9 protein-coding genes and 1 pseudogene are annotated in these 26,787 nt (G+C 55.5%); 1 reads left to right on the forward strand and 9 read right to left on the reverse strand.

Going from position 1 to position 26,787, the window contains the following annotated elements:
* Positions 1 to 126: 126 nt before the first annotated feature.
* The 3 genes and pseudogenes from IB229_RS22140 to IB229_RS00205 all read right to left on the reverse strand — a co-directional run.
* A pseudogene (locus IB229_RS22140) lies at positions 127 to 480 on the reverse strand (type I restriction endonuclease); the annotation flags it as partial.
* Positions 481 to 672, reverse strand: coding sequence for a hypothetical protein (locus IB229_RS00200; protein ID WP_192323763.1), 192 nt, complete (start codon positions 670 to 672; stop codon positions 481 to 483).
* A gap of 308 nt (positions 673 to 980) precedes the next feature.
* Positions 981 to 1,445 (reverse strand): hypothetical protein, encoded by a 465-nt coding sequence (locus IB229_RS00205; protein ID WP_192323765.1) that lies wholly within the window; start codon positions 1,443 to 1,445, stop codon positions 981 to 983.
* Between the two features lie 513 nt (positions 1,446 to 1,958).
* On the opposite strand from IB229_RS00205, the gene IB229_RS00210 reads away from it, so the two are divergent.
* A complete protein-coding gene (locus IB229_RS00210) occupies positions 1,959 to 3,368 on the forward strand; it encodes a tyrosine-type recombinase/integrase (RefSeq protein WP_192323767.1) in 1,410 nt (469 codons plus the stop codon).
* 51 nt (positions 3,369 to 3,419) lie between these two features.
* On the opposite strand, the gene IB229_RS00215 is transcribed toward IB229_RS00210, so the two are convergent.
* From IB229_RS00215 to drmD, 6 genes are all read right to left on the reverse strand, one after another.
* Positions 3,420 to 5,231 carry a hypothetical protein gene (locus IB229_RS00215; RefSeq protein ID WP_192323769.1) on the reverse strand — a complete coding sequence of 604 codons (1,812 nt, stop codon included), beginning with the start codon at positions 5,229 to 5,231 and terminating at the stop codon, positions 3,420 to 3,422.
* 17 nt (positions 5,232 to 5,248) lie between these two features.
* Positions 5,249 to 8,374 (reverse strand): SNF2-related protein, encoded by a 3,126-nt coding sequence (locus IB229_RS00220; protein WP_225578966.1) that lies wholly within the window; start codon positions 8,372 to 8,374, stop codon positions 5,249 to 5,251.
* A 2-nt stretch (positions 8,375 to 8,376) separates the two neighbouring features.
* Complete coding sequence (locus tag IB229_RS00225; RefSeq protein WP_225578879.1) at positions 8,377 to 11,769, reverse strand: AAA family ATPase; 3,393 nt, start codon at positions 11,767 to 11,769, stop codon at positions 8,377 to 8,379.
* A gap of 679 nt (positions 11,770 to 12,448) precedes the next feature.
* Positions 12,449 to 18,400, reverse strand: coding sequence for a DEAD/DEAH box helicase (locus IB229_RS00230; RefSeq protein WP_192323773.1), 5,952 nt, complete (start codon positions 18,398 to 18,400; stop codon positions 12,449 to 12,451).
* On the reverse strand, positions 18,400 to 23,445 hold the full coding sequence (locus IB229_RS00235; RefSeq protein ID WP_192323775.1) for an Eco57I restriction-modification methylase domain-containing protein: 5,046 nt from the start codon (positions 23,443 to 23,445) through the stop codon (positions 18,400 to 18,402). Before IB229_RS00235 ends, IB229_RS00230 begins: the two co-directional genes overlap by 1 nt.
* Positions 23,442 to 26,720 (reverse strand): DISARM system SNF2-like helicase DrmD, encoded by a 3,279-nt coding sequence (gene drmD / locus IB229_RS00240; protein ID WP_225578880.1) that lies wholly within the window; start codon positions 26,718 to 26,720, stop codon positions 23,442 to 23,444. Before drmD ends, IB229_RS00235 begins: the two co-directional genes overlap by 4 nt.
* Positions 26,721 to 26,787 lie beyond the last annotated feature (67 nt).

Below are 26,787 nucleotides of genomic sequence, written 5' to 3' on the forward strand. Positions count from 1 at the left end.
TTGGACGATGTAATCCCGACCCAAAGGCTCCACTATCAGGCGGCGCTGGTCTGGCTCGAATTTTTGGTAGCTCTTGAGCGAATCCGGTGTCGGATAGGCCGTGATGATATGCGGATTGCCTTGCTGTAGATCCCAGAAGTAGTGCAGGTTGCCGTTCGATAGGATCACGAAGCGGCAGTTGAGCGACTTGGCGTACTTGCGGGCCTGCTCCTTGCCGACTAGAGGGCTCTTGCCCTCGGACTTGGCTTCAAGCACTACCAGTGGGAAGCCCTTGTCATCGAGCAGCAGAAAATCAACGAAGCCGTTCTTGGTGGATTCGAAGTTTTCACCCAGCTCGTCGATCTGGGTATGGTCGAGTTTAACGTTGGGTTCCAGCGCGATATTGGCCTTGCTTTTGCCTTCATCGAGGAAGCGCCAGCCGGCCGCCTCTAGCAGCTTGTTGATTTTGATACGTGCTTGCGCTTCCTTGGCGGCAGCCATTCAGGCTTTCCTCTGCGTGGTTGTGTGGCCGGCTTGATCTGGCTGCAAATTGTGCTGCTGGGCGTAGTCCAGGATCAGAACTTCAATCATCGAGGCGGCAGATCGATGTTCCCGCTCTGCCGCCTTGCGTAGCAGTTGTTTGATCTCAGCCGAAGTTCGGATTGACAGGGTTTCGTCCTTCAAACGTTTCATAACGTGGTCCGTAGCTTGGTGTGATGCAAATGTACTGCACTTTAATTCTATGGCCTACCAACGACTATCCTTGAACTACCACCCATGCCTCCTTGCTCAGCCCCTATTGTGTCGAAGCCTCACTGTGAATAAACCCTTCTGAATAGTTCAGGGGCGGCATTGGCTCGATCTCAACGCCAGCCGCGCAACTTCGCGGGCCGAAATTGCAGCGGGACTTTTTCAATACCATCGGCCGGGCGCAGTCTTTGGTGGCGAGCAGGAACTGGCCAGGAACAGCCCTTAGTAGCTGTTTACCTGCACTGGCTAAACTACCGTCCATTCAAAAGCTCGCATAATGGGTCTGAGGCCGCGAAAAGCTGTTTCGCATCACGCGCACGGCTAGCCATGCTTGATGGATTGTCAACGACATGGATTTTTAGTGCTCGCGCTAAGTGCAGCTGCAATTGCTGTAACGACACTAGGGCGGCCAAGCGTGGGTTTTTCACCATTCTGCCAGTCGCTCCGAGCAATACAGTGCCCTCCTCATACAGCAACTGACTTTCTGCCCGTATCAGCATTTCTAGTTTCACGATTTTGTGCACGCTCGGTAAGTCGGACTCTCGCCAGTCATCCGGCGCACGGGCTTGCGTATACATGCCCCATAGTGCCCGCTCCTCGTCGTTAGCTAAGGTACAGCCAGCAGGCAACGCCAGACCGCCTTGCATCATTGCAAGCATGTTGGATTTGCGCTGCGGAGAATCTGAGCGGTCGCGGTGGGCTGTGTGGCGGGCCATGATGGCGAACTCCCCGGGATGCGGAAATTCCGCATCGTTCGTCATTCATTTTAGCTAGATAACTAAACCCGTGAGTTTAGTAATAGAAATTCAAAAACGGTTCGCGCCGGTGTTCAGCTCGAAGGCCTGGCTTTCACCCCCCCCCCCTATGCCGCAAAAATCCACCTGTAGGCACTCGCGTTTACCCCTTTGTTTACCCCTAGATGCAACCAGCTTAAGAACCATCACCCATAAAAAAATCCAGCCACCGCTAAGTGACTGGATTTTTTAGGGTTTTTTGGTCGGGACGGAGTGATTCGAACACTCTACCCCTTGCACCCCATGCGCTTATTTAGTGGATTCCCATAGATCCTATCGGACACTGCTGGACAGGCATATACCTAGTAAATACGCGACTTACAGGCTAATCTTGCATCCAATGGTGTCCAATAGCATCCACCACCAGCCATGAAATTCGGTGGGGCAAAAGTGGGGCAAAATTCGAAGCCAACCGAATGAAGCAAGGGGTAGAGAGTGGCAAAGCTGACAGCGAAACAGTTGGAGGCACTAACCGCAGCCGACGATGGCAAGACACTTCGCGAGGACGGCGGCCTGGTCGCCAAAGTCCGCGCCGGCATTCGCGGAGTCACAGTCCTGTTTCGCTATGAGTTCAAACTGGACGGGGTCAAACGCGACCACCGCCTGGGTAGCTGGCCAAAAAAGTCTCTGGCTCAGATTCGCGCCGAGCGTGATGAGGTAAAAGCCACAGCATCGAAAGGGGTTGATCCAACCGCAGCCCGAAAAGCAGCAAGGATCGAAGCTCAAGCCGCAATCGCTGCGACCATCGCAGAGGCCGAACGGCAAGCCGCAGAAAATAAGACGGTGTCCGACCTGTTTGATGAGTGGATACGTGACGGCGTCTCCCGCCAGGACGGCAATGCCGAGCTGATCCGCAGTTTCAAGAAGGACGTCCTGCCGCTGATTGGCAAGAAGCCGCTGCGCAACCTGACCGAGAAAGATCTGCTCGGCGTCCTGCGATCAGTAAAATCTCGCGGTCTGAATCGTACCGTCGTAATCCGCAGCAAGGATATCGGTCAGATGCTGCGCTGGGCCGAGAAACGCAAGCCATGGCGTGGCCTGATGGCTGACGGTAATCCTGCCGACCTGATTGACGTTAATAAGCTGCTCGACCATGACTACGAAGAACAGCGGGACCGACTGCTCTCTCCTGAAGAGATTCGAGAACTGCGTGACATCCTCGAACGCCTGGAGAAAGACTACGAAGAGCTTCCTGCTGGCCATAAGTATTCAGGCATTCGCCCGGTCAACACGCGAGTCCAGTGCGCTCTGTGGATCTGCCTGAGCACCCTCTGCCGTATCGGTGAACTGCTTAGGGCCGAGTGGCGCTACGTGAACCTGGAGAAAGGAACCTGGTTCATCCCAGCCGAAGCCACCAAAGGTCATAAAGGCAAGCGCCAGGATCACCATGTGTTCCTGTCAGCGTTTTCCATCGCGCAGTTCCAGCGGCTGCAGAAAGAGACCGGCAATACACCGTTCTGCTTCCCCAGCAAGGACGGCCAAAGCCACGTCGACACCAAGACTGTCAGCAAGCTCATCGGAGACCGGCAGTGCCGATTCAAGAACCGCAGCAAGCCTCTGTCCGGCCGGCATCACGACGACTCACTGGTACTGAGCAAGGGAACCAAAGGTGAATGGACCCCACATGATCTGCGCCGCACGGGCGCGACCATGATGCAGGAGCTCGGCGTGACTCTGGAAATCATCGACCGTTGTCAGAACCACCTGTTGGGTGGCTCCAAGGTACGTCGGCATTACCTGCACCACGACTACGCCAAAGAGAAAACCGAGGCCTGGCGCGTGTTAGGCGAGAAGCTGGAGTGGATTCTTTCAATCAGCCCCAAGCCGCCTGCTGGAGCTCAGTAGACCGCTTCTTTCCGATACCGAAATGCCAAGACATGAGCGGTGCCATATTCCCTACTTATCGATATAGTTATCTCGCCAGCTGTCTGAAACGGTAACCGGAATCACTGACTTAGGTACCGATTTCAAAACCTTCCCTAGATTAAGGAAGCTCAAGCCGTAAGCCACTGACAAACGGTCGAAATCGTTTCTCGCAAGCCCAGGAGCCTCAAGCCGCTTGGGCAACGTCAGCGGCCTAACTTTCACTCTCATCCACTCGTACAGGCTGGGATGGTTGTTCAACGTCTCTCTCAACTGACCGTAGAACGGCATACGACTCCCTCCCCCGCAGAGATAAACAGGGAGGTCTGTCAGCTGCTGCCGCGTCAGGTGGCCTCGTGAGGCCTTCCAGTAGGTCTCATGCCCCACTTGCGTAAACACCTTCCCGTAAAACTGCCGATCTGAATGTTGACGAGGATCGGAAAACTGGACCTTAGCTGCAGAGAAATAAGCTTCAAGCTGTTCAGGTATGCCTTCCTCGACATCTGTCACCTTTCTTGCAGCTGTAATAGCCTCCAAAAGATCTTCGCGATTGGATGCGCGCTCCTCAATGGCACGAGCCCACCAGTCCAGACGATTTCGATGCAGGTTGACCGCGCCAAGTGGCTCAACTGTCGCGGTATAAAACTCAAAGTCCCATTTACCGCGCCCTCGCTTAACATGAAAAAGCGAAGCATCTACAGTCCCCGCGCCTACGTCCACCATCATGAAGTTGTTGGCAGCCTTGTGATCAAACCGCTCCGATGCGACATAGCCATAAATCTGCGCAGCGATTTCTGGGACGACTGAAAGCTCAACATCTTCCTGATCGGACGGGAGCTCACCCGCATCAAGCGCCTCTGCACGGCATATGGCAGCGGTAACCCCAACGTCCTCAATCTTTTCTTCTGAGCGACCGGCCAGTATCCAGGCCGCCGTACCCAATAGCCTATATCCCTTCGTTTGTTCAGGATCCAAGTGGTTGGCCGTAGGGAATCCCAATGCCATTCGCCAGACAATATTGCTCGAGCGGTAAACTGCTTCCTTTTCGCTAAATAGCCAGGCACGCGCTCTTCGAATGACTAGAGCAAGAAACGCCACAACTCGCCGCTGGTACGTAGCGACCGAGGGGTGGGCAAGGAAAGCCAACTTGAGATCAGCCAATGCTCGCCCCCCAGCCTCAAGCGAAAACGCTTCTCCTTCTTTGTAAACCCGGCACGGCAGCAAAAAGCTCGACAATCCAGGAGCATTGCGAAATGGCACAGCAAATGCTTTTTCCAAAGCGCTGTCACCGATAACCGCCTTCACACTGGAGCTACCGAAATCCAGGCCGAGGACCAAAACTCGATCCTCCTGAGCAGTAATTCCCTCCTTCGGTGTCGGCTGAACCTGTTGCCCCGTTAGCTCAAGTTTCAACAACTCCAGTGCGCTCGATCCATCAGAGTGACTCCAGCACGGTGCAGAATCAGCACTAAGTGATATTTCATAATGGGAATCAGGGCTGGTCCCGACTGTTCTGGTCTCTCGAGGATTGACGCCTTGGCGGTAAACACTCAGGTCAATGCTCATATGCTTAGCTGCTGCATTGGGTCGCTTTGACGACAGAGGCGGCCTAGTCTTCGCTACCTTTTTCTTTTTCCCTGCAGCTCCTGGTCGGGGCGTGGGCGCCTGTTCTGTTAATACTTCGGCCGGTGCCTGAACTCGCGAGAGTTTGTTTTCTGCCTGCTGGTGTCGCCCATCACGCTCAGGCTTACGCCCCGACGATTGAGTTGTTAAAGGTCTAGCAGGCAATTCTTGCCCTATCTTGGCGAAGGCCTCTTTGAATTTTTCTTCTAATGTCACGCGCATATGTCAGTCCCTTGCGCTCAAAGCAGCCGAATGACACCACCTGTCACGAAATTTTTGTCAGAGCTTCCGCCACTCTTCAGCTCAAGCTCAGCAATGCGCTCTTGAATCCTGTTGCGCAATTTTTTCAATTTCCCCTCGGCTGCAGGAATCATGCGCATGCGTCGTTCCTCACCGGAAGAGCGGTGCGATTGAATTGTCGCTATGAGTCGCTCTACCTGCTTGTCCAAATGTGATTGAAGGGCCTTTTTCATCATCTTTAGCCGATCACGATCCTCCCGGCCTTGGGCGCTTTGAAAGTCATCAAAACGCTCATCCAGCTGGTCACGGCACGCATCGAAATAAGCAGCTGCAGTTTCGGTGTCCAACTCATTGGCGACACTCAACCACTGACACCCACAGAGTGCTGCCGTGTTAACGAGGTGCTCTGCCTGTTCCCCGTCGACAAAACAGTCACCCTGAAAAGGCCGAACAACATATTCCAATCGTTCGATATCGCGGGTACCGGAAACGGTCCAGCGGTAAACGCCAAAAACATACACCCCAGGCTCAAAACCATGCACCTCAAAGGCTGCAAGATCGATCGCTGAAACCGGGAACTTTGCCGTGCTTTTGCCTGCCTGGCGCAGACGCTCGGTGACAAATCGAATCAGTGGATGATCCTGCGTTACTCGCTCGAATACATTTGAGGGATTTCCCTGGCGGTTCTCGAAGAACAACGGTTTAGCACGTTGACTCAACAGTTGGCTTCGCCCCTGCAGACGATACAGGTCTACGAACTCAGCGAACTCGACTCGGGCCTGCACCGAAAGCTCAAGGTCATACTCCATCGGGACTCGATCTGTCGGCACAAGGCGCGAGCCGGGGTAGTGCTCGGTCAGAAAATCGCGTGCATAGCTGAGTAAATCCTCCCCCCGGATGTACCGGCCCAACTCCTTGGCAGCCCGAACCTTGTTCTGGATAAAGTCGCTATGCGCAATCAACTGAGTCGCCTGAGCCTCGAGCTCCTCTTGCTGCCGATTGGTGTTCTCAATCGCAAGGCTGGCCTGGTTGATGCGCTGACTCTCCTCCTCCGGAGTCAGCTTATGGGTAAGCAGATCTTGAGTAAGCTCCCGAATCTGCTCCCCGAGAATCCCCTCCATACTTCCCAATGCGCGCGTGAAGATATCCAGTCTATCCAGCAGGCGATCATAGACTCGCTCGTCGATGGTGTCGGCATACATAAAATTCCAGATCATGATCCGCTCAGCTTCCTGGCCGATACGGTCAATTCGACCTATTCGCTGCTCAATGCGCATCGGGTTCCAAGGTAAGTCGTAGTTGATGACCAAGCTGGAGAACTGTAAGTCGACCCCCTCTGAAGCCACTTCGGAAGACAACAAAATGCTGGGACCCTGAGGTTCGCGAAAACGCGTCAAAGCCTCCTGTTTATCCATGCCTCCCTGGACTAATACAGAGACATAGCCATCTTCACGCAAACGTTCGGCAAGGTAGGCCAGAGTCTGCCGGTAGAAAGCAAATAAGACGACCTTCTTGCCTGGATTGTCAGCCCAGTAGCTGCGCAGGTTCTTCAGCAGCTCAGCGTACTTGCTATCGTTGCGCCTCAGCGTTTCGTAATCGCCCACCTCTCGGGCTATGTCCACCAACGCCGAGAGCAGCGACCCTATATCGTCAGGCTGCGGCCCCTCTTCTTCTAGTAGATCACCCTGTAAGTCGTACAAGGTCTCCTCAAGTTCGTCCTGCTCCAGAGCAGCATGTTTTTTCTGCCAGGCTCGACAGGCTGCCGCCATGCAGCTGGACATCTGTCGCTGTGGAATAGTCAGCATGAAGCCAGTGGATACAGCATGCGTGACGCAATACCCGCGAATCGCCTCGGTGACCTGCTCGTAAAAAACCGACTCACTACCACTCATGGTTGCGCGAATCGCGTATGGCGCACGTACTACTCGTCCTTCGTGCACATCCCGTTTCAAGGTACGGGTCACCACTTTACTGAGCGGGTTGATTCGATCTAACTGGTCGGCCAGCTCTGCCCGCCCTTTGGGATCGGCCAACCGCTTGTTGCTAGGGGCATGCTCCCGCAGGTAGGTGATCTGTTCGTTATCCTCAAAAAAACGCGCATCAAGCGCCTCATCCAGTCCTTCGATGAAATCCGCTCGGGTTATCGGCCCAGCCAACACGCGATCACGCAACCTTACGATAGGGGCATTAGCCTCAAGGCTGTAGCGAAAGCTCTCCTCGTAGGGGAAGGCATCTTCATCAATCAGATTAAGCAGATTGAATAAGTCCGAACTGCGTAGTTGGATCGGTGTGGCCGAAAGCATGACCAGATTTGAGGCAACCGGGCGAAGTAATCGCCCCAACAGGTTGGTCTGAGTACCTTTGTTGCGCAGATAGTGCGCCTCATCGACCACGACCATATCCAGCAGCGGCTCGTCCACCTCTGCATCTTCGAGAAACCTGGCCAATTTGGCAACGGAGCGCTGACTGACTCGATCCGGTGAATTGAAGCCACGAGGTGGGCGCAACCCTTGCATGCTGGCGATTACCGCGAAGCCATCCTGTGGTCGCTCCCGCACTGTTTGAAGCTTCTTCAGTAAATCTCCCGCATCAACCATCTCCGCCTGCACGCCAAAACGGTTAGCCAGCTCGTCACGCCACTTTTCCCGCAACATTGCCGGGCAAACGATCAACAATCGCTTCGCATCCAATCGCGCGCGCAACTCAGTCCAGATCAAACCTGCCTCAATGGTTTTACCCAGGCCCACTTCATCCGCAATCAGAATGCCGTTGCAGGGCGAATCGAGAAACTGCAACACCGGCTTGAACTGATACGCCAAAAACTGGGTATTGGTGGTGTTGAGGCTGTAGATCAGGTTGGCCAGCTTGCCGCTCAGGCGGTGAAAGGTAATCGCCGCCCGCAGGTCATCCTCACCACTGAACCGCCCCCGCTCAATACACTCGTAGGGGCGCAAAGGCTTGTTCTCTACTTTTTCGAGCGTCGATGGCAGAACGAAATCCTCGCTGCCATCGAGAAACGTAACCAACACCCGCTGTCGGTGTGTAGGGCCATCGGTTTCGTTACCTAAAATACCGACCCGCGCCGGGTTGACTTTCAGTCTGACCTTGTCACCAGGATTCAGCATGTTCACTCCTGAGCTCCCTGAATTTTCCGAATCAACCGATCCGCTTCAATGCTCAGGTCTGCTCCTTCAAATGTTTCAACAAGCTGGCCAGGAAAATGCTTTTCATACCACTCAAGCTTAGTTTCCCGATGGTTGCGGTAGCCTTCGTCGTTCAACATTCCCCAGTGCTCCCAGATGAATGTCTCTCCCTGGCAATGAACTAGGAAGTCGGGCAGATAGAACGTCCCATCCTTAGCGTATAGAGGCTGTTCGTACTCGAAGGGAATTTCACGCTCGAACAGCATGTTCGCGATGATGACCTCTGACTTCGATCGAACCATGAACTGGGCAAGCGTCCGATGAATCTTGCCCTCCTCATACCAGTCACGCTTTCTGCTAAGCAGTTGCGAAACAGGCCTCATGTCAAACAGTGAGGAATTGATAACTGCCAAATGCGATGCTTCAGGGCGACGCAGAGTGAGCAGTGGGGAAAGGTCTTCTTCGATTAGCAGAGTGCAGTGCTTCTTAGCACGCGTCAGGCCGGTGTAAAGCAACTCAGGCGAAAGCAGTGCCTGCTTACTCTTAGGTAGCACGAAGTAAACACGCTCAAACTCGCTACCTTGCGATTTGTGCACCGAAATGGCGTAGGCAAGCTCCAGGTTATCCTCCACCTTCTCATCCCCAATCCACTTTCCATCGGGTGTTTTTCCCAGAGAACGCCCATAGCCAATCCAGAAGCTCTCCTTGCGGGAAAAAATGACTTGAAAATGCTTTATTCGGAACCAGGGACCAAACGCACTTTTGCCATCTAACGCATGAGCTTTGACAAACCCGAGCTCCCCGTTGAAAACCTCTACTGGTTTGTTTAATCGCCCATTGGTATCCCAAGCCCAAAGAGGCTTGGAGCGCGAACGATTTCGGATTTGCATGACCTTATCGAACAGCGCGACCCCATCAATCAACCGATGCGGGTCCGGCCGCCGCCCCTTACTGGCGACCTGAAGCAGCCCGTTGAGATGATCAGTACCGAAAAATTCGCCGCGATACGGCGAGATAACCTGGGAGCGCTCAGGCCGATCTACCCCTTCCTTATCCCTGAAAGCTGCTCGCCATAGCTCATATGGCCTCTCGTTGTTCAGCGTCAGGCCCGTATCAGCCTGCATATCTGATTGCAGACTAGACACCAGCTTTTTCTCGAGATCCTGCTGGCCGCTCCAATAGATAACCCGCAAATCCTCGTCGACCTTCCCTCCCTCTTGAACCCGGGCAAGTATCTGCTCGGCATTGGCCTTCTGGTGCTCCTCCTCGCCACAACTGTTACGCAGAATGAACATCGAGGCTAGGTCAATAATTCCGGTGCCCGTCTTCTGGAGACGGTTTTCCATTTGCCGCACATTGGTGCGCAGAGTCCCTAGGCACTCGGGATAGTCCTTACCCAGCCAATCGATCAAATCCGCAAACACCTTGCCGCGACCTATTGGTGGCAGTTGGTTTGGATCACCGACCAGAATGAGTCGCCTCACCGAATTCCAATTGATGGCTCGGAATAACGCGGCGACCAGCGTAAGATCCAGCATGGAGGATTCATCGACGATGTAAGTCTCGATACCCTCCTCTCGCATACCTCCCTGCCGCTTGAAGGTCAGGTTGTCATTCAACCAGCCACGCTGAGCCAGAAATGAGTGGATGGTTGAGGCAGTCTTACCTGTTTTCTCACGGATGCGATCTGCCGCCTTACCTGTTGGCGCCAAAAGCTGAAAAGATGCGCCACTGCCGTGGACCCTTTCAACAGCATGAATCAATGAGCGAATGACGGTTGTTTTCCCGGTCCCAGCAGAGCCGGCCAGCACACATAATGGCCTGACAAAAATCTGCTGACAGACCGCAATCTGGCCATCAATCGCTTCCAGGTACTGTCCGGAGTCCATACGGCTCAGGATGCTGCTGTCATCGCGAAGATAATCGCCCCAATGCGCCTCAGTAAGAGGGACCTTAAAACTGATATCGGCCCGCTTGTTGAGCTCACGCAGGCTCTTGGAAACCAGTTGCTCATCCTCCCAGGCTGAGCGCAGGTAAACGTAGCGTTGCCCTTCGTGCTCCCGGAACTCAAGAGCACCAAGCATGTACTCCTTATCGACCTCGTAGTAGCGCTCTGTAAACTGGTGTCTCTTCCACTCAGGCACGAAACTCAGTGCATGATTGACGTCATGCAAGACCTGAGTGAGCTCGAGGAATGTTTGCGTCGACTTGATGAGCAACTGACCGACCGTGAAAGCACGCAGACGCCTCCAGTCATCCACCTCATACAAGAATGCCGGCGCGATATCAGGGGATGGAAAAATTCCGTGCTCGATCTTGCTGATGCCAATGGTGTCATCTGGTCCATCGCCGATAAATGACTCACAAAGGATGTAGGGGTTATCGATGATCTCGCTCAAATTGGCAGGCAGGCCATAAGTCGCTCGGTCCTCTCCAAGCAAGCGCTTTACCTGAGTGCCATCCAAACCGAACCTGGGTAGTAGATCTCGACAGAGTGCTCGCTCCTCATCGGTCCTTAGCTGCCACTTTCGCTTGACTTTACGGGCTTCATCGCCGCTAAGGCCAAGCCCTTCAGGCGTCTCGGAAGTACCATCTAGAAAGGCATAAACAGCATCCTTGATTGCGATGGCCTCCTCGGCTTGTGCCTTGACGAAGCCAGGAATGGCGGCCTGAAAGCCGATGACATCAAGCACTGCCGGCAACCCAGGATATAGCCCCCGCCCCTTCCAAAGCTCGGCAATCACTGATTGCAGCCAGCTGATCCGGCTATCCCAGTTTTCACTATCGTCACCCAGTTCGCGCAGACGGCAAGCAACTCCAAGTAGTTGCTCAACCAGAATGAGGGCGTCATCGTCAGATACATGCCTTGCTGCGTACTTACAGACTCGTGGGTTTGCCGGCACTGCAAGAATCTGTTCCAGGACCTCCGGTCTATCCATGTAGCGGTGATAAGGGATCCGAAAACCCTGATCGGGGTAGTGACTCGACACCACCCGCTGCCATACAAAGCCCCCAAATCGATCAATGGTTTCCTGGCTGCACCCTTCGTAATGCAGTTCCTCTCCTAACGCCTTCACCCGCGAGACACCAACTAGCACATAGCACTTGTTATCCTCCTCACTAAAAGGATTACCGTAGCTGGTATAGTAAAAAACCAAACTACGATCGACCTCCACCTTGGAGAAAAATGCTTGTACCGCAGCCAATCGCTTTACTGGATCATAGCCACCATGTGGCAGCTTAACTTCATCTTTGTACACTTCCTCGTAAGGCCAAATGCTGCAACTGGCAGGCGGCATCTCCCATTCTCGGCGTTCACCATCAGGGCTTTTGTCAGCCTTACGGAAGAACTCCGGAGTATCGGCAAAGGCGTGCATGGACTCCTGTCCGAACGCATTTACACTGTACATGCATGGGGGTACATCCTTGCCTAGCTTGCTACATGCCTGCCCACAGACCTGTTGCTCATAGGTCAATATGCGCCGCTCGCCAATCATGTCACCTGGATAAGAATGCGGCCCAGCGCAAAAAGTGTTAGCCGCTGGATCCTTACAAACATGACCATTCCAGCCGTCTGCATGCCAAGCTAATCGGGCAGTAATATGCGTAGTCATCCCTGCTATTCCTTATCCATCATCAGTCTTTAAACACTAAATTCATGCCGCGATACTCCGAAAGCTAGGCCGTTCGCCTATTGGCTTGAGATGCACATGCTCGCTAAGCTCACCTGGTAAAGTTATCTCACGGAACTGAAATACCCTATAGAGATGAATCTGCACCCCCTGGAGAACATCAGTTTGTTATGGCTGACCGGGAGTAACGAGATCACCTCACTATTAGTGGCATTACCTCAATATAATGACGCCAAGCGTTTCCTTTCAACCAGGAGAATGTCGAAGCCAGTATCATGTCTTTGAGTATCAGCAACCTAACCAAACTAGGGACGATAGGGCCGCATGAGTAGCAGCAAGGCTAATCATGCGACATCAGACTACTTTCTATTTTTGCCCGCTTTATCGAGGCATTAATAATTTTTGCAGCTTTTCAGGGCACTGCTTACAGCACTTTTAAAAACTCGGCGACGGCAACAACCATACCCTCTTCTTTAGACTCCAGCACCAAGGGCTCATATTCCGGATTAAGCGGCTTAAGCGTTATCCGCTCGTGTTGCCATTCACCGTCATCACTCGCAGTTTTTTCGCTGGAATAGACTTTCAAGGTGTACTCTCCACCCGTCTCGGTATCGGCAACGCCAGCATGCCAGATGAGCAACTTTCGGCCTTGCCGACTACCAACCGGCACTGGCCGGAATAGGCAGTAGCTACCATCAGGCACCAGGGGTTCCATGGAGCGACCGACCACCTGGGCCACAAACATGCCGGGCTCCGACTTTTCTTCTACCAACAAGACCCATTCTTCTGCATGTTCGGCCAACTCAAGTAGCCCGTCCTGCTCTTTGCTCCAAGCACCAGCAGCGACCTGTAGGCCAACCAATGGAACGCAGCCCTGATAGGGCTCAAAGCCCGCGTCATTTGGGGTCACGGTTTTGAACGGCAATACCTTGCCACTGGATGTAGCCACCCCAACCATTGAGCTGTTTGCAGAATCAAACCAGTAATCACTAGCAGCAAGCTCCTTAGCCTTCGCCTTACCGATTACGGCTCGTGCAATGCGGCGCATGTGCTCACGCATCACCGTTTTGTCGTACAGCTCCTGGAACTGGATCTCGATCACCTCGTAATCAGTATTAAGCAACTCCTGGCGGATCTGCCGGTCCTTAGCTGCTGTCTGAGCGTTGCCGTGCAGGTGCTCACTCATGCCATCCAGGTAGATGCAGACGCCTTCGTACTGATCATTGGGCTCATGGAAATACACATCCGGACGGGTCGTGATGCCACCGGACAGCTGAATCGGCCGCTCAGTCTCAAATGCAGACATGCCGGCGGCTTTTAGCAGCGCCACCAGCTGTTGCTCAGGGGGATTGCCCGGTTGCTGAGTCAGGGTTTCATCTGGCAGCACAGGCGCCAAATCATGGGCAAAGCTCAGGGTATTTCCCCAATCATTGAACACTTCAAGCGCGGTATGACGATTCAGCTTGTCGTGATAGAACGAGTTGCGGAAATGCTGCAGGCAATCTACACAGGAGGATTCACAGGCTGAAGGGCACTCTTCAGCCAAACGTTTCGCCGCAGCGACAACATCAGGCCAGTGCTCCAAGAGCTGCTCCAGCAGACCCGAGCCACCTGGCATAGGGTCATACAACAGCGCATCGACCGATTCACTCCCCGGTTTTCCAATCACCTGGACCTGGAGATCGGATATTTCCATATCCAGCACATCGGCAGCCCCCTGACGCAGCGACTCCATGACGCTGTAGGCCGTTTCCTGGGAGGAGCAGTCCTGCAGCACCAGCGCGTCGGCTACTACTTCGGCATAGAAAGCTATGGTCTGAATAGGGCGGCCACAACGCTCGGTATGGTGTTCGTTGAACTTATCCAGTTCGGTCTGGCTGCTCATGGCCGAACGGCTCGCGCCGCAGACCAAACACAAGGGGTAACCCAGCAAAGCTCCCGAGCGTACTTGCGATGCGGCACCGACGTTCACTAGACGCATGTGCAGACCATGCTTCAGTTGCAACTCTGCTCTGCCCCACTCGTAAACTTTACCGCCGGAATGCCGCCCCTGGTCTTGGGCAAAAACAGCCACCGACATCTGGAAGCGATAGTCCTCATCGTCCGAAATATAGGAATGATGGGGCGCATCCACATCGCAGATGGCTACACCTGGAATTTGCGTGACCGACATGGAGCTGGCTTCACTGCCGGCCTTAGTGCTCGGGCCAGTTTCCTGGATTGACTCACTAGCCACATCTACCGCAAACACCAGAGGTTCTTCAGGGACCAAGTGGAAATGACGGGGCACAAATTTATGCGCATTGGCGTAAATGAGATTACCTGGGACATATTCGCGAACAGCCAGAGCCGTGTTGCGGCGTAGCTCCCAATCACTGATATCGCTGCTGTGGCGCGGCGCCACGTGGGTCAGAGTTACCGCACCGGTATCCAGACCATAACCCGGCAAAAAGCCCTCAGCCGCTAATACGCCATAAGTATTGGTGTCATCAAAACCCTCTGCCTGGCTACGATTGCGCTTGGCCTCGCCTTTTAGTTTTTTTACCAACCGTTCACATCGGGCGCGCAAGGCCTCTTCATCGGCATCTAGAGCGCCCTTGCCGGCGGCCACTTTACGCAACCGCTCCAACTGCCCAAGAGCCCACTGCAGGCGCTGGAATAAACGATTGATCACCCCCTGCAGCTGTTCAGCAAAACTACCAATGAGCAGCTCTAACAGGGCACGGGTCACGACCTCGCGGTCACTGATCGGCCACCCTTGATGGAAGGCTTTGATCACCGCATTCAAGAGTGCGCTTTGATGCTGCGTTATCTGCTGGCTCAGTGCTTCAACCGATAGCGGCTCAGCCCGCACCATGCCATCAGAGCTGAAAAGATACGGTCGGATCTGAGGCGGCAAACAGACAGACAATGCGTCCTGCAGCGCAGCTGCCTGCTGCCCTGGCAGATAGTTACTACGCAGCATCTGCAGTAGCGTAGTCAGCACAGTGGCATTCACATGCTTGGCCACCATCACTGGGTTGCGCAGGTTGAAGCTGGGGGGCTCCACCAGCCCTTCCAACATTTTCAATGGTTCATTGAAGTAGGCTCGATCGTGACTGGTGGTGCGCGCATAGGTCAGATCCAGCGCCATACGGAACTGGCGTCCGGCACGACCAGCTCGCTGCCAGTAATTGGCCGGCAGTGGTGGTACGTTGCGCATCAGCACCGCGTCCAGCGAACCGATGTTCACGCCCATCTCAAGCGTGGGCGTACACACCAGAGTATTGATGCGCTCGCTCTCACCCTTGAAGGCGTTTTCGATGCGCTCACGCTCCGGCCCTGGAATCTGTGCAGAATGCTCGCGGGCTCGGAGCATGGAAAACTCCTGATCTAGCAGCAGCAGATCGTAGTTATCTGGATTCTCGGCCTCAAACTCCAACTTGCCACTGCAGCGCCAGGCCATACAGGTCATACCGGGGTTGACCCGAGCATGGAGGCGGCGACAAGTCTGGCAGCGATACATCCCTGACGCAGGCACCAGCTTCATGTGATCCACATGTACCTGGCTGGCACCGTGACAGCCAGGCAGGTTACTACCGCGCGCGCCCTTGAACTGCACCTGCGTCAGTAGTTCCAGTTCATCGGTGCACAGCCGCCACACATCATTCAAAAACGACTGGACTTGATCTGGATCGACTCCCCAGCTCACAGCCGCTTGTTTGGCGGAGCTGTCGTAGGCGCTGTACCACTGCTTGATTCGCCCTTTGTCGTGCTGACCATCGCGCTCAAACACCAAACCTTCTGGCACACCGCGCATGATCGGTAGATAACCGCGCAGCACTTCCTTCTCACCGTCCAGCCAGAACTTGGAGAACATACGGGTCACAGGATCAAACAGCATGCGCCGGGAGCGAGCCGCATCCAGAAGCGAGGCGATACCTTCACGCAACTCAGCAGGCGAGCAACCCAACGCTCGTGCCCATTTCTGAATGGTGGGCTGTGCTTCATCCAGTCCAAGATACTGAATCTTCAAACGCCCCAGCGGCTCAAGACCTGTGCTCTGCCGTGCCCCCAGCGTCAACTCACGCAACACCTGAGCACGCAAGAACCACTTGCGCTCCTCAGCATGGGCCAAGCTGGCTTCCGATTTTGGTTCGACTCGCCAAACTTCAGGGATCAAGGCCCGCGACAACTCATCGTCGGCATCAAGAAACCTGTCCAGCCACAACACCAGGTCGCTGACCGAGATGGCACCTTCGCGCAGCTTCTTGTAAATCAGCTCCCGCAAGCGGTATCGACGGGAGCGATCCTGCATCCAGCCCGCCTGGAACGCCGCATCCTGACGATTATCTGCAAACACCAGTAGGCGCTTGCGTTCGGCACGATGGATCATGCTTTGCGCCAAGACATGCACATCAGCCACGCCCGTGGCACGCACCGGACGAGCGGGTTCTCGATAGCTGCCAGTCACCCGGCGGCCGTGTGCACCGCAAGATACACAGCGGGTCAAACGGCCAATGTGTTCTTCTTTCTGCTGTACAAAGTGCAGTGCTTTGAGGGTCTTGTTGCGACCGCAACCAACACACTCAGAGGCTTGCCGGTCATGGGTTGTACCGCAATAACGGCAAACGAAGAGCACCTCCGTGCGAGCAGGCTCTTCCTCACCATCAGAGCCGACCTGATGATCCAATGAAACCGCTCGCACGCCACCTAACGGAATGTCTTGCGAGCGCCACACACGGCTCTTCCCTTCCGCAGAACCGCCGCCGGGCGCGTCACCGGTGTAATCAAAATCTTCAAGGCCATGCTCGAAGTAATGCTGACCGCAGGTTGTGCAGCTCGAAAGCGGAAAGGCTTTCAGCTCAGGGTCACGGTCATCGGCTGCCGTCAATGCGTCCTCGGCCGACAGCCAGAGTCGTGCCGGTTGCCCCTGCCCCTCCTCGAAGGTCACCACAGCACCGCTGACGCCACGTACAAAACCGTGTACCACCGGGCGTAGCAAGGGGCGATCACCATTGCGCGCCGCCGCACCCAGTGCCAACCAAATTAGAATTTCTTCTTCGGTAATCGGACGCCCGAGTTTTTCATTCAGGTCTTCCAGCAAGGTAGCCACGGCTCGCGGACGGCGCAGCACCTCAGCAATCTGAAACACCACCTCGTTGTGGCTTAGCCACTGATTCAGTGCTTCACGCCAATTATCACCGGCCATACGCATGCCGCTGGTAGTCTGGAACCAGATCCGGAAGGCCTGCAGGGCAGCAGGCTCTACCTCGGGTCGGTCCAACGTACCGAGCATTTCCAGAACGGTTTTCAGCTGCATGGCCTGATCGCCATTGAAGGGCGCGCTGACGCTGCGTGGCTCGCCCCAGATATCCTCTTCGTAGGCTTCGCCGATCAGCTCGACATTCTGGCCATCCACGCCAAAGAAACGACTGGCAAACTCGCGGCCGGCTTCGATACCGCGGTGCGGATCGGCAATGGTGGCCGAGGTGGCGATGCAGGTGGTGCTGTTTTCGTCCTTTCCGCAGTAGGCGCGCAGGCGACGGATCAGGCAGGCGGTTTCCGCACCACCGGCGCCGGTAAAGGTGTGCGCCTCGTCGAATACCATGAACTCCAGACGGGCGTTATCGAACAACTCCAGATCCTGCTGACGGGTCAGCAGCAGCTCCAGCTGCTTGACGTTGGTCAGCAAGATACGAGGTTGCTGGCCGGGTGTGCGCATAACTTCACGGCTAACACGCTCTTCGGCAGGATGCAAAGCCACATCCATTTTCTGTTGCTGCATCTGCTGCAACTTACTACGGTAATCCGCAACAGTGCTGCCAGGGGCCAGGCGCACACCGTTGATGTCGGCTTCAGTGCGTGGTGTTTTGCCCACGTACATGCCGAAGGTGACACCCGTACCAACCAGCAGCTCGCGCATCCGTTGCAGCTGGTCTTCGGCCAGGGCGTTCATGGGATAAACGATCACCGCCGTCACCCCCGACTCGGCGCCATCATCACGCAACTCCAGGCAACGACTGATGATCGGCAACAAGAAGGACTCGGTCTTGCCCGAACCGGTACCGGTCGCCACCAGCGTGGTTCGACCAGCTTTGATGGAGCGGAAGGCCTTTTCCTGGTGCAGATAAGCACCGGGATAAGGGGATAGCTGGCGAATATGCGGATGCAGCACGCCCTCCTTGACCAGTTGCTCCAGGCTGGCGCCTTTCATAAAGGTACGCGAAAGCGAGATAAAGGGCCCCTTCATCAGCGGCGTATTGCGGGTGTGCTCCAGATTGAGCAGTTCGCGCATCTGCCGATACAAGCCCTCATCGGCAAAGGCGTAGGTGCTGAGCTGGTAGCGCAGAAAATCGCTGACCACGTCCTCGGTGTAGGTAATGGGGTTCAGCATCAGAACAGTGCTCCCTGCGGTGATTCTGTTTTATAGACAGCCGGCGCTTCGGCGACGCCGTCGGCTTGCTCCGGCTGTGGCAGCGGAACAATACGGCGGATCAGCTCGGCATGGGCAGCGCATTCCTGCCAAGAGCGCTCCACATCCTCGTTAAGTTGCCAGTCGTAGAAGCGCGGACCAAGGCGCGAGGCCACCGGCTGATATTCCTGCGCACGCTCATCATGGCCCAATCCGTAATCGGCAAGGCGCAGCTGTTCGGGAATCATCCAGCCCTCGCCGTCATTCTGGGCGCGAAAGGCGTCGAGGCCTTTTTCCTGCAGGTCGTAGAAGGCGATCAACGATAGGACGGTGTGGCGTAGTTCGGGGTCTTTGTCTTTGTCGATGCGCCAGAAGCCTTTGGGGTTTAGAGACTTTGCACGTTCACCGAAATACTCGCCCCTAGGGAGATCACACTCATGAAGGCAGTGAGCAAATTCGTCTGGACTTAGATCAAAAATGCTCGCGACGATTGCATCTATTACACACCTGATTCTTAAACGCTCATGTGGTGTCAATGCCCACAAAGATCGCCATGATCTTGACTCTTGCTCAGACCAATTTTCCGCAAAAAGAATACTTATATCATTCAAACGCATGGTCAAATTTTTTAGCGCATCAATTTTATTCGCATCAGAAAACTTGACCGTCGGCGACTCCTCAAGATAGTTCCATGTCAGGTGTAGGCCACCGACTTTTAGGCGGAAAACCTGATCAACCACAAAACTGTTCAAAGCTGCTGCCAAAATTAGCGGATTCCCGCGACTACTTAGCAACGGTACCGAATGTCCGCAAGGGAAGCTTGGAGTCACCGCGCCATAGAAGGTGCGAGCATTTGTAGCGCTACATATATCCATGAAAGCGAGCCGCCGCATCGGCACAAAATCGTTTTCATAAGCAGCTCTGAACGACATCAGGTATTGCGGTGCAACATGCTTCTTGGAATCAGTCTGGCTCCAAACTGCACCACGTCCCTTACCACTCACCCAGCCCTTCTCACTGAAGTCAAACTGGCCAATCATCCGCCCTTCATAAAGTGGCAGTGCTACATCCTCAATTCCATCCACCTGAAGTGCTTGCTGCCCATCACGCGACAGCACCAACCCCGGCTCACGCTCCAGAATGTGCTGAGGGCCGTGGTATTCGCGCCAGGGGCCTTTCAGCCAATGACCGTACTCGTCGGGGCGGTAGCCCTTTTCTTCCCATTTGGGTCGCGGCGGGAATAGCTTGGAGTCGGACGTCATATTGAAGTCGCCCTGCTGGTACTTAATGCCCCAGCCGTTTTCACTCTGGTCGCCCAGCAGCACGCCGTTGGCGTAGATCTTCTGCAGCACACGCAGATCCCGCTCGCTGCGGATCTCCAGAATAGCCTTGGAATACGGCGAGAACTCCTCCACCCGTGCACGCGGATAAGCCAGTACATGACGCTCGGCCTGCTCCCAGTCATCCACATTGCGGTGCATAAAAGCGGCGCGGATGGCCTTGGTTTGCCCGCCCTTCTGCACAATCAGCGGACAGAACTTGAAGGAGCGGTGAATATCAAAAATGCCTTCGCGGTTCTCGAAACCAAACAGCCACTGCCAGTCACACTGACCAAGGAACAGCTCACGCAGGTCGGTGGTGCCTTTGTCCGTATAGATGCCACTGGGCACGATCATGCCCATGCGCCCCTGCTTGCGCAGCAGCGCGTGACTCAACTCCAAAAACATCTTCTGCAGGTACGGTTTGCCTGAGCCCTGATGAACAAAGGGGTGCGCGGCATCGGCAAAACCCTTGTTCTTTTTGCGCTGTTGCAACCACCTTTTGTGCTGGGACGCCGAGGCTTCAAAGCTGTTCTTGCCGCGCCCGCCAAGATTAAGGTTGTGCCATTGCTTTCCATCCTTCTGATTCAGCTTGTCTCCAAAGGGCATGCCCGCTGTATTCATCCAGTTGGCGAAAGCCTTGAAGCCGGCGATGTAAGCAATCCAGTCGTGCTCCAGTTTCGGCCGAGCACGGAAGTAGTCCAGCTGTTTGGCCAGCGCGTCCTGCTTGCCATAGGCGCGGTAAAGCGGGTCGTGGTTGGAGAAAAACTCCTTGGAGTTGGGCTGCATGGTTTCCCACGGCGGGTTGCCCAGCAATGCATCGAAGCCGTCCTGGGTGGCGGTGAATACATCAGGGAATTCAAGCTCCCAGTGGAAGAAACGCTGGCGACGCGCCACCTCGGAGGCAATGGCCAATGCCTGATCATTGGGGTTACCGAAGTCACGCGGCAATGGTGCCAGCTCGATCTGCTCGCCGGGCCAGAACCACAGTGCGCACCACAGATCCATACGCGCTTTCAGGGCGTGGTAATGTGGGTTGTTTAGCACCTCGTTGCGGTAGACTTCGGCGCGCTTTTCGCTTTCATGCACTGGCAGGCGGTGTAATTTGCGGAACACCTTGAGCAGTTCGTCGTGCACATTGCTGGCATCCGTCGCTGCATCAAGGTCCATCTGTTTATTAATTACCGCCTGCAACTGCTCAGGCACAGCCTTAGCTCGGGCTTTGATGGCATCAGTAAAGACATCGCCCTTGCGCTTGCCCTTGGCATCTTCGTACCAGTGGTTGATCAGGTTATCCGGCTTGTTCTTCTGGTAGTCCTTATCGCCGCCCTCCCGCTCCCAGGCCATAGCCGGGTAATCGCGGTAAGTGTCGAACCAGGTGCCGACCAGCGCGTTGCCGACCTTAAGCTTGTGATCGAGGAAGCCAAAGGGCAGATCACGATCCATGGTTTCCACCCACAGCGCCATGCGGCCCAGTTCCACCGCCAGCGGATCAAGATCTACGCCGTACAGGCAGTTTTCAACGATGTGGCGCTTGAGTTGGGAGCGCAGCGCTTCTTCAAAACCATCATCCTTGGGGTTGAGCTTGGTCAGCTCATCACTCAGCAGCTCGGTCAGTTTGCCGTCGGCCATGCGCGGCACACCGCCGTCTTCGCTGCGCTCGATCAGTTTGTAATGGAACAGCGACTGGGTTAGTGCTTCGGTGAGGTAGCGCAGGGCACCCGCCAGGAAAGAGCCGGAGCCCATGGCCGGGTCGCACACCTTCAGAGCCAGAATCTGCTCAGGCTTTTTCGGTGCCCACTCCACTACGGCTTCCAGGCCAGTTCGCGGATCGATTTCACTGTGAACAGCTTCATAGGCCAGCGGCTGCAGTGTACGGCGCACGGTGGGTGCGGCCAGTTGCGGGCGGGTGTAGAAGGTACCCGCACCTTTACGGGTGCCGCCCCAACGCACCAGGAAAAACTGACCGGGCGCGACCATTCGAGCGCACAACTGCTTGCCGGCCCTCTCCAGTGCTTGCTGCCCTTCATCGCCTGTGGTGTTGGCTTTGCGTCCACGGGGCTTTTTCACCAGCCCAGCAAGCTGCGCAGCGTGTTGTAGCCAGGCATTGGCGCGGACCAGGTGGTCTTCGCTGATAGTCAGCTCTTCATCGCTATCGGCGCTGATGGTGTTGTCTTCGTCGCTTTCATCCTCGATGGATTCTGCTTCGTCGTCGGAGTCATCGGTGTCGGCAGCCTCCTCGGCCTCATCCTCACCTTCGTCGCCGCTGTCATCACCGGCTTTGTCTTTTTTCTTCAGGGCTTCGAACAGCTGCTTGATGTCCTTATCCTCCATGGTCTCCAGCTGCGATAAGGTCAGAGCTGGCTGGTTGCCCACGGCGAGGAAGATCACCGGATCATTCTCAGCAGCCTGTTTCAGCTCGAAGTCGAGCAGACCTTCGTAGAGGATGCCGATGTATTCTGAAGACAGCGTGGAGAAATCCACTGGTGCATCCACCCAGCGACTGCTGCGGCCCTGACGCACCTTCATCTTGGTGCGGGTCAGCAGGCGAAGCAGTTTGTGCACCTGAAGGTCGCTGACCAGGTTCTGGTGGCTTTCCAGCAACGCGAGCGCGCGGGAAATACCATCGTCGCTGGAGGGATTACCCGGCTCAAACAAGGCACCACCGTACTGAGGCACGGTAAGGCGCTCATGAGCCGAACCTTCGTGGATCAGGATGAACAGGCCAATCAGGCGCGGCCAGGCGCTGCGGCCCTGGCTCAGTCGTTCGTTGCCCCGGCCACCAGCACGGCGATCCAACTGATGACGAAGCCCCTCCAGGCTGTAAGCCTGCTGGTAAATCGGGTTGTCGACAGGCATCAGACCGCGGGCTTCGGCAAACAGGGTGATGATGCAGCGCATGATGATGCGCGAGCCTGCAACATACAGATCTTTGTAATCGTGAGCCTGCCCTTGCAGTTGAGCCTGCTCGATGGCGATATGGGAGGCGGTGATCAGCTCTTCTACACCCTGGCGAACGCGCTCACCCAGTACGCTGGAGAGCTCAGCCTGCCCCTTACGGGAGGCACTGATGGCCAGCAGGAATTGGCTTTGGCCCTGCTCCGCCAGCAGTGTGTTGCGATTGAGCAAGGTGCGCCAGACGATGGTCTGGGCAGATGGCTGACCTTCGTTGAACCAAAGATCGATATCCCATTCACACCAAGCGTCGTAATCAGCACCGGCGTGCACCAGTCGCCATTGGCGACCATTGGTGACCAGCGCCAGTGCCTGCCCAGTACGACGCAGCCACTCCACCACGCGGCCCAACAACTGCCGTGAGCGCCCTATCCCCAATCGGCTGGCGAACTGGCGCGAGCCGCCATCATCAGGCACGAACACGGCTAGAGTCTCGCCGTTAGGCCCAAGCCACAGGCGACGCGGTTTAATCTGGGCGCCGGTAAAGCTCCTTACGGCCCAACGGCTGTCGACACCCTGGGCCTTTTGCCATTCATCTGCGGGCAGGCCTGAAAGATCCTGCAGTATGTAATCCAGCAGCCTGCTCAGGCTTTCATTACTGCCGTCAAAAGCTGTGAGTGCTCGACGGAGCTTCTCAGCCTGGTAATCGGACATCTCCGCAGCGGCACGAGGGAAAAACTCATCCAGTTTGGATGGGGAAATCAATAGGCCGCCGTGCTTGAGTTGCGCCCATCCTTCTGCGTGCAGACTCATGCCCCCACCTCCGGAAAACGAATTTCAATGGTGACCGGAAAGACCTGGGCTTCGCCACGCAGGTCAAAGCGGCGAGGTAGCACCTGCTCCAAAATGCGACGTTTCTCCTCGGTCAAGCGCTCCTGCAGATCACCGAACTGGGTCTGACGACGCTTGAGCTCATCCTCCAGATCACGCAGACGCTTTTCCGCCAGCGCATCGGCATCGTCAAACAGTTGATGCTGGATGCTGGCAACGCGCTGCTCTTCGATCTCTCGCTTCAACTTCTCGATACTCTGTGCTTTTTGCAGCGCAGCGACTTCACGAATGCGTTGCTCGAACGCTTCCTTTTCATGCTCCTTCGCTTGCTCGTACGCGATCTTGAGTTGACCACGCAGGCTCTGAGTCAGCGCAGCTCGGTAATTGCTCAACAGTGCCCTGATATCGTCTTCAACCTCGTCCCATAGCTCACGTGCAGCAGCTACGTCGGCAACGCTTGGCTTTGCCAACAAACCGTGGTGTGGCCCCTGATAAGGCAAAGGCTCACCCAAGGTGTTGTTGCTCAATGGCACAGCCAGGGTGCGGATCCAATGGTGAAAGGTTTCACGCAAATTGTTGACCGCCATTTCTTCTACGGTGAACAACACCAACGCCTCGACGCCAGCCGGCACCTGGCCGCGCGTAACCAGCCACCGGCTAGGCAGCTGAAAGTCGGTTTGGCCTCCTGGAAAACGCAGACGCGCAAAGGCATTAAGCGACTGACGCAGCAACGGATGCCCCAGGTGCAACAGCACAGTATCTGGAGATGGACGGAAGACTGGGCGTCCATTGATGTTGTGGATAAAGAAGTGGTTGTCGAACACCAGCCAGGGCATAGCGCCGCTGATACCTCTCTGAGAAGGTAAGCGCAGGCTGTCATCAACCACTGCCTGCCAACGCATAGGTAGCGGTGTACGCAAGCGCATGCGCCCCTTGGCATCCGGGCCATCGAGCACTTCACGCGAAGCGCCTAGGCTCATGGCAACGCCAAGTGTGTCTTTGAGCGTTTCAGGGCTCAGGTCAAGATCGGCCAAGAGTTGCTGAAGGCGCTGCTTTTCGTCCTCACCTCTCTCCTGGGTGTGTACCTGAGCGTCTTCGGTGGCACTCCTACGACTGGTTATCTGATGATCGAGATCACCTAGCACATCACGATCTTCATTCATCTCCATCATTCGACGCTGGAACGCGGCATCGAACAATTCTCCTACCGAGCCCAGATCCTCACGGATGTCGTTGACCTTACTGAGTACACGGGCAACGAACTGCAGGTCGCTGTCATCTTCGCTGGTGAAGTGAAAGATGGTGACATCCCGAGATTGACCGTGACGATCGATACGGCCGTTACGCTGCTCAAGACGCGATGGGTTCCACGGGATCTCGTAATGCATCAACAAGCGAGCGGTGTGCTGCAGGTTAAGACCTTCAGAAGCAGCATCGGTCGCGACCAGAATGCGCACCGGCGCATCCGGGTCGTTGAAGGCGCGCTTTACCGCCTCGCGCTCTTCCTCATGCATGCCGCCATAGAGCTGACAGATGCTACCGGGCTCAGCCCCATATTCTGCATTCAACCGGTTGACCAGGTAATCGAGTGTGGTCTTGTACTCGGTGAAAATGATCAGACGCTCATCGATCTTCCACTGCTCTGCATTACGCAGTTCCTTGCCGATCAGCTCACGCAAGCGATCAAAGCGGGCATCAGATTTAGGCTTGGCTTGAACAACGGGTTGCTTGTCGAGACCCAAAGACTTGAGCGCAGCATCAATTGCATCAATCTCAGGCTGCAGTACATCCACATAGGGGTGCATCCAGGCGCCAACAACCTGAGCGGCATGCCGGCTGCGGCTCTCACGCTCCTGATCATCATCAATATCTTCTTCACTGGCGCGACGAGCCGCGGCGACCTCAGCAGCCTGAAGCGCCTCTTTGGCGGCTAAGCCCTCCTTGAAGCGCAACCAGCTGTCGGCAAAAGCCACTGGGCACGACAAGAGGCGCTTGCGCAGAATTTCGATAGCGAAGTTGAGCACCATGCGTGCTTCCGGAGCAGTGCGGATAATGCCTTTCAACTGTGTGCAAAACTTGCGAACGGCAGCCGCCAGCTCCTGCTCCGGCTTGAACATATACAGCGGCAGCGGCTCCAGATAACGCTTGGCAAAACGCGGCACTCGTCCGGCCTGACGATCCTGATCGTTGATCTCGCTTTTAAGTCGGCGGATCAACACATCGCCGATCATCTTGCGCTCTTTGTCGGTAAAATCTGGCGTTTGAGTGAAACGGACCGGATCAAGCTGCTGTAGCAGGCCCGAGAAACAGCGGGTATGGCCATTGTGAGGCGTGGCAGTCAGGAACAGGCGGTGCTCAAAATACGGCGTGATTAGCCGCAGCATTTTGGCCAGATCGCTGTCCTCACCAAAATTGGACGGCATCAGGTTGTGGGCTTCATCGACAATCAACAAATCCCACGGCAGCTGTGCCCCACCCCGTTGCTTAATAGATTCGCAATTGGCGATGAACTGCTCCAGCACATCAGGCTGACGTAGATAGTGATACGAGGTGATGATGCGCGGTAGCGCTCGCCAGGGGTTGGCATCAAGCCCCATCTCTTTTTGCAGCTTGTGAGTGGCGGCTTTGTCGACGATATCGAAGCCCAAAGAGAACTTCTCTTCCATCTCCTGCTGCCACTGGGTGCGCAATGCCGCAGGAGTGATGATTAGCACCCGGCGGATACGACGCTTACGGATCAGCTCAGCCAGAATCAGACCGGCCTCGACGGTTTTACCCAAGCCCACATCATCGGCCAGCAGTAGAGAGACGCGGGGCATGCGCATCGCTCGCGCCAGAGGTACGAGCTGGAAGTCATCGACGCTGACCGCCCCATATACCGGCGCAGTCGGCACTGGCTCGGACCGCTCATGAGGGTCACTTGCCGACAAGAACGGAGTGAGGGCGCTCCAGCGAGCGGCACGCTGCAAAGCCAGGAACTCGCCCTGCTGCATAGGTGCTTCGCGATCAATTTTGGGCAGCGCATTCGGCTCCAACACCACCGGATCGCGCTCGCGCTCCCACAGCAGGGACTCTTCCGCATCACCATCGGCATCACTGAACTCGATGGTAACCAAGTGCAGCAAAGCAGACGTCTTGCTATCACTGAAGGGCTCTACGGAGGAGATCACACCGCGGCGGTTACGGACGGTGGCTAGCATACCAACCCGAGGCAACGTAGTTGGTGGAGCTTCGTGGTTTGCGATTGGATGACTCATCGACGATTCCGTTCTGACTTTGCTCGGCGTAGGAATGCTTGTTGACCCATGCATTTCCCTAAAGCTA

Origin of the sequence: Pseudomonas sp. PDM14, from assembly GCF_014851905.1 — a bacterium.
Lineage (GTDB): Bacteria > Pseudomonadota > Gammaproteobacteria > Pseudomonadales > Pseudomonadaceae > Aquipseudomonas.

Bases quoted from the DNA above. Each gene is read 5' to 3' on its own strand.
- IB229_RS00200 (WP_192323763.1), bottom strand. From the start codon at position 672: ATGAAACGTTTGAAGGACGAAACCCTGTCAATCCGAACTTCGGCTGAG.
- IB229_RS00205 (WP_192323765.1), bottom strand. From the start codon at position 1,445: ATGGCCCGCCACACAGCCCACCGCGACCGCTCAGATTCTCCGCAGCGC.
- IB229_RS00215 (WP_192323769.1), bottom strand. From the start codon at position 5,231: ATGCGCGTGACATTAGAAGAAAAATTCAAAGAGGCCTTCGCCAAGATA.
- IB229_RS00220 (WP_225578966.1), bottom strand. From the start codon at position 8,374: ATGCTGAATCCTGGTGACAAGGTCAGACTGAAAGTCAACCCGGCGCGG.
- IB229_RS00225 (WP_225578879.1), bottom strand. From the start codon at position 11,769: ATGCACGCCTTTGCCGATACTCCGGAGTTCTTCCGTAAGGCTGACAAA.
- IB229_RS00230 (WP_192323773.1), bottom strand. From the start codon at position 18,400: ATGCTGAACCCCATTACCTACACCGAGGACGTGGTCAGCGATTTTCTG.
- IB229_RS00235 (WP_192323775.1), bottom strand. From the start codon at position 23,445: ATGAGTCTGCACGCAGAAGGATGGGCGCAACTCAAGCACGGCGGCCTA.
- drmD (WP_225578880.1), bottom strand. From the start codon at position 26,720: ATGAGTCATCCAATCGCAAACCACGAAGCTCCACCAACTACGTTGCCT.